7 protein-coding genes are annotated in these 4336 nt (G+C 40.4%); 1 reads left to right on the forward strand and 6 read right to left on the reverse strand.

The genetic code is table 11. The features are described 5' to 3' along the window. Window positions 1-189: 189 nt before the first annotated feature. From R7F07_RS24395 to R7F07_RS24420, 6 genes are all read right to left on the reverse strand, one after another. Window positions 190-429: a hypothetical protein gene (locus tag R7F07_RS24395; protein WP_042523958.1), complete on the reverse strand. Its 240-nt coding sequence runs from the start codon at window positions 427-429 to the stop codon at window positions 190-192. Between the two features lie 148 nt (window positions 430-577). After that, window positions 578-1369 carry an HNH endonuclease gene (locus R7F07_RS24400; protein ID WP_171343492.1) on the reverse strand — a complete coding sequence of 264 codons (792 nt, stop codon included), beginning with the start codon at window positions 1367-1369 and terminating at the stop codon, window positions 578-580. Between the two features lie 130 nt (window positions 1370-1499). Beyond that, window positions 1500-2009, reverse strand: a complete 510-nt coding sequence (locus tag R7F07_RS24405) for a hypothetical protein (RefSeq protein ID WP_005376997.1) — start codon at window positions 2007-2009, stop codon at window positions 1500-1502. 189 nt (window positions 2010-2198) lie between these two features. Then, window positions 2199-2576 (reverse strand): VOC family protein, encoded by a 378-nt coding sequence (locus tag R7F07_RS24410; RefSeq protein WP_053350295.1) that lies wholly within the window; start codon window positions 2574-2576, stop codon window positions 2199-2201. A gap of 202 nt (window positions 2577-2778) precedes the next feature. Then, on the reverse strand, window positions 2779-3234 hold the full coding sequence (locus R7F07_RS24415) for a hypothetical protein (protein ID WP_053350294.1): 456 nt from the start codon (window positions 3232-3234) through the stop codon (window positions 2779-2781). A gap of 157 nt (window positions 3235-3391) precedes the next feature. Next, a complete protein-coding gene (locus R7F07_RS24420) occupies window positions 3392-3919 on the reverse strand; it encodes a DUF2846 domain-containing protein (RefSeq protein ID WP_225492310.1) in 528 nt (175 codons plus the stop codon). A gap of 205 nt (window positions 3920-4124) precedes the next feature. On the opposite strand from R7F07_RS24420, the gene R7F07_RS24425 reads away from it, so the two are divergent. Then, window positions 4125-4336 (forward strand): type II toxin-antitoxin system Phd/YefM family antitoxin (locus tag R7F07_RS24425; RefSeq protein WP_318110544.1); only part of this gene is annotated, 212 nt, incomplete at its 3' end.

Genomic DNA, 4336 nt, shown 5'->3' on the forward strand with positions numbered 1-4336 from the left:
TGAGTCTCTTGTTTTTATATACAGCCAGAATAGCGGCTTATCGAATTTTCTCATTTTTTCCTCAAACAGCTAACGCCGCATTAAGGGGTGAACAACGCATTCCACCCAAACTAAACCATTGTGCCGTAAACACTAAAGCCAATTCAAACCAAAACTGCCAAGCGTTGTGAATCCCTCTTGAATGCTTTGTTAGTTGCCAAACCTAACGCTTTGATTTGAAATTGATTGCCGTTTTGCCAACACCAGCTTTATGTGCATTGATATACTCAAATCAGGCGCAGCTTCAAAGCGCCTATCACTGAAACCACTTGGAACAGTTAGCGCCGTAGAAAACGGACTAACAACACCAAAAAGCTCATTTGAAAAGACAATATCACAGAGCTGACTTTCAACAAGCAAATCGGTTTCTGAAACAGAAAATCCAACCACAAAAGAAACCTGAGATCGATTTTCACAAACCCGAACGATTCAAAATTGAAGTACGAAACCCCACCAAAAACACACTGACTTTAACTCTAAACATTCTGTTAATGCCACGCGTTGCGAATCACTCTTAAACAGTTTGTTAAATGGAGGATTACATCTCCCAAAAAACTGGCATTGCATTAGATGTCTGAATGACTGTCCCACTTTTTTTGCTATTGCATGATTGGCAAAGAATTTGGAGGTTTGTCGGATCATTTACGCCATTTTTAGCAATTGGAACGATATGATCTATAGCAACCTTGCCATGTGTATGATAAACAGAAGATAAGTCCGTTTTACAAAGCGCACAAAGCCCCTTTTCCCGACAAAACAATTCTCTCTCAAGCCATTTAGGCCAGTAAGTATTTCTCTTACTTCGCTCGCCCATAGACTCTGCAACATTTATATTGAAAACTTTCATAGCTTCGCGATCAGCGAAGAGTAGCGAAAATACTTCAGTAACTAATACAGGGACAAACTTTGCCTGTACCAAAGGTTCAATATAGTCCCACGCATATTGGTACTTATACTCATCAATGTGCTCTTCAGTAATTTCGACTGTTTTTCCACTTTCATCGTCTCGCAGTAGCTCTTTAATGTAGTGGTCTAACTCTTGGTATTCGATTTGATGTGATTCAAGCATTGAAAGTACTGGTAGAACATCCTCAAATTCCCAGCCGCCACCTCTAAAGTAGAAATTGAGATGGTCAACCACAACATACTCTATGTAATCATGCAGTAGAGTTCTTTTTTGTGGCTTAGTCACCTGTAACTCTACATCTTCTGCTACTTCTAACGGATCAATTGCATAGTCGCGTTCAAAAATCGCTTTTCTGACTTTATCTGCAAAACCATATGATTCACTAAACTTGAACGTATGACACTTTTCTAGAATACTGCTCATTAGCTCCTCCATTTAACGCCCTGTTAAGGTGTGAGCAACGCAATACGAAAGCCTCCGCACACCACCTAAATCACTAAAATCAACGCAGGGTAAAAATGCCACGCGTTGCGAATCACTCTTAAACAGTTTGTTAGCATGTTGTTTCCGCTACAAACTCATTCACTTGAGAGCGCGTTGTGAAACGTACTTTAGAACCGTGAAAATCTCTGAACAATTGCTGATGGAACTGTCGTGAACTTTTGGATTCGCGAACAGAGTATTCAGAAGCCCATTTTAATAATTCACGAAAATTCTTCTCCGCCTGTTCCTCATTAAGTTGCTTCGAGCTCTCCGAACCACGAGAATAAAGAGAACTTTTACATTCAGACCATTCCAAATCCAAAAACAACAGCATGTCAGCAGATAAAATAAGCTGTTCGGCTAAAGCACCAAATACTCCCTCAACTACCCAGTTGCATTGAGACTTTATACTAGCAATTTCATTTTCGATTGCTCCGGTGGAGCGTTTTTGATTATAGCCACCTGGCTCCCATACAATCGAGTCCAAGTTAACTTCTTGCAACTGAAGTTTTCGGGATAACTGTTTCGACAACCAACTCTTGCCTGAGCCAGAATTACCGATGATGAGAATTTTCTTCATATTACTCCCGCATGCTAACGCCCTGTTAAGGTGTGAGCAACGCAATACAAAAGCCGCAGCATACCACCTTAATCACTTAACCCAACGCATGGTAAAAATGCCACGCGTTGCGAATCACTCTTGAACAGTTTGTTATGTTGAAACTCAGCACGTGTTTTACATTAAACTTTTACCGCATTTTCAACTGCATCAAGACTTCCAGGTGTCAAAGACAGCTTCAATATTATGACCATCTGGATCATGAACGAAGCAGGCATAATAGTTCTCGGTATAGTGAGGTCGCGGTCCTGGAGCTCCGTTGTCTCGCGCTCCTGCTGAAATAGCTGAGTTATAAAACTCTCGAACCTTTTGCTGACTCGCCACACGGAAGGCAATATGAAAGCTTGTTAAAGCACCCTCAGTCTTAGCACTACAGATCTCGAATAAGAAGCCCTTACCGAGGTCGAAAGCCCAAAATTTACCTTTTTCACCAAATGCAATTTTGTACCCTAGTGGACTAAAAGCTTCTTCATAAAACTTCCGGCTTCTTTCTAAATCACTAACGGGAATTGTAACGTGAACAATCATGTATATACCTAAGATATTGTGTGGAAGAAGAGATTAGCTGAATACCTGTGGGCTTTGAAGCCCTATTCAACATAACGCCCTGCTAAGGGGTGAGGCACGCAATGTCGAAGCCTACGCATACCACCTTAATCATTAAACCCAACGCATAGTAAAAATACCACGCGTGCCGAATCACTCTTGAACAATTTGTTATGTTGAGATGTTAAGCAACGCGTTCATGACTATCTAGCATCTTCACAGGCAACTGGTTTTCAACCAGAAAATGGTAAAATCTTAGATCTTCAATTAAGTCAGGAGAAGCTAGTTCAAAGTCTTGATATGTCTGATTTTTGAAACGAAACCTTACCGTATGTTCAAACCTTTTGGTTTGCGCATACAAAATTTCATTAATATCAGCAGTATTTATACTTGTCCCTAAAAGAGATAAACTATTACCATCAAGCACAACTTCTAGCGACTGTTTCGGTTTAGCTGCTAAATACTCAGCAGCTAAAGATACAGCACAAAAAAATACGATGTATCCTAATTGTGTTAAAAATGGAGCCTTAGATATCTCGACTAAGTAGTAAGCAAACATGCCACAAATTAATACTCTAGTGATAAAGCTATACATTAATTTAAAACTGACCAATTTACTTTGTTTCAATAAAGTTTTCATAACTTCCTTCTCAACATAACGCCCTGCTAAGGGGTGAGCAACGCAATACTGAAGCCGCTGCATACCACCTTAATCACTAAAATCAACGCATGCTAAAAATGCCACGCGTTGCGAGTCCCTCTTGAGCAGATTGTTAGCAATCACGTTGGCGCTGCAATTATTTACTTTCCAAGTCATTAGACACATAGCTCAGTTTTTTCATAAGCCTTCGAGCATCTTCTTGCGATATTTCAGCGAGTTTGAAAACTTGTTGTTCACGACTTGGAGCAGTAATAACCGTTGCATTACCATCAATGAAAACCATATCTGTCGTTAGTTTGTTGGAAGCATGCGCTAGCTCCCACCCTTGGTATAGATAGACCGTTTGACCTTGCTTGAGAGTGAACTGTTTGTCCCAGAAGAGCCTTGAAGGGATTAAAGGATCATAAAATTCAAGATTTTTTTCACCAGGCTCTGCGTAAAACCAAGTATAAGATCCGTTCAGCAACTTCCCTGTTGGCTCTCCATTTACTCGATAGGTTTGGACATTTTCCAACAGCCCTTTGTTGTTGCCTTGCAAAATATAAACGATTGACTTTCCGTTATTAAAATTAGGCTCAACTTTATTTGCTTCCACTCTATCAGGTGCTGATGCACATCCCCAGAGAGAAACTAGCAACACTGCCATTCCTATTACATTTTTCATAATACTCCTTTTTGTTATTAGTGAATGCTAACGCCTTGCTAAGGTGTGAGCAACGCAATACCTTAGCCTCCGCATAATACCTTAAACACATAAACCGACACATAGTAAAAATGCCACGGGTTGCGAATCACTCTTAAGCAACTTGTTATACCGCTTGGTTGAGGCTAAAATGACCAACATAAAAACCACTTAAGAGACCGATTATATGACCACTAGAATTTTAGCCGATGTTGCTGCAAGCATTACTGAGTTGAAAGCTAACCCTATGAAAGTTGCAACTAGTGCTTACGGCGAACCTGTTGCTGTATTAAACCGAAATGAACCAGCATTTTATTGCGTGCCTGCCGAAGCGTACGAAATGATGATGGACAGACTCGAAGATCTTGAACTACTAGCTATCGCTAAAGAGCGTGAATC

The sequence above is a fragment of the Vibrio sp. YT-16 genome (genome assembly GCF_033337405.1).
GTDB classification, from domain to species: domain Bacteria; phylum Pseudomonadota; class Gammaproteobacteria; order Enterobacterales; family Vibrionaceae; genus Vibrio; species Vibrio alginolyticus.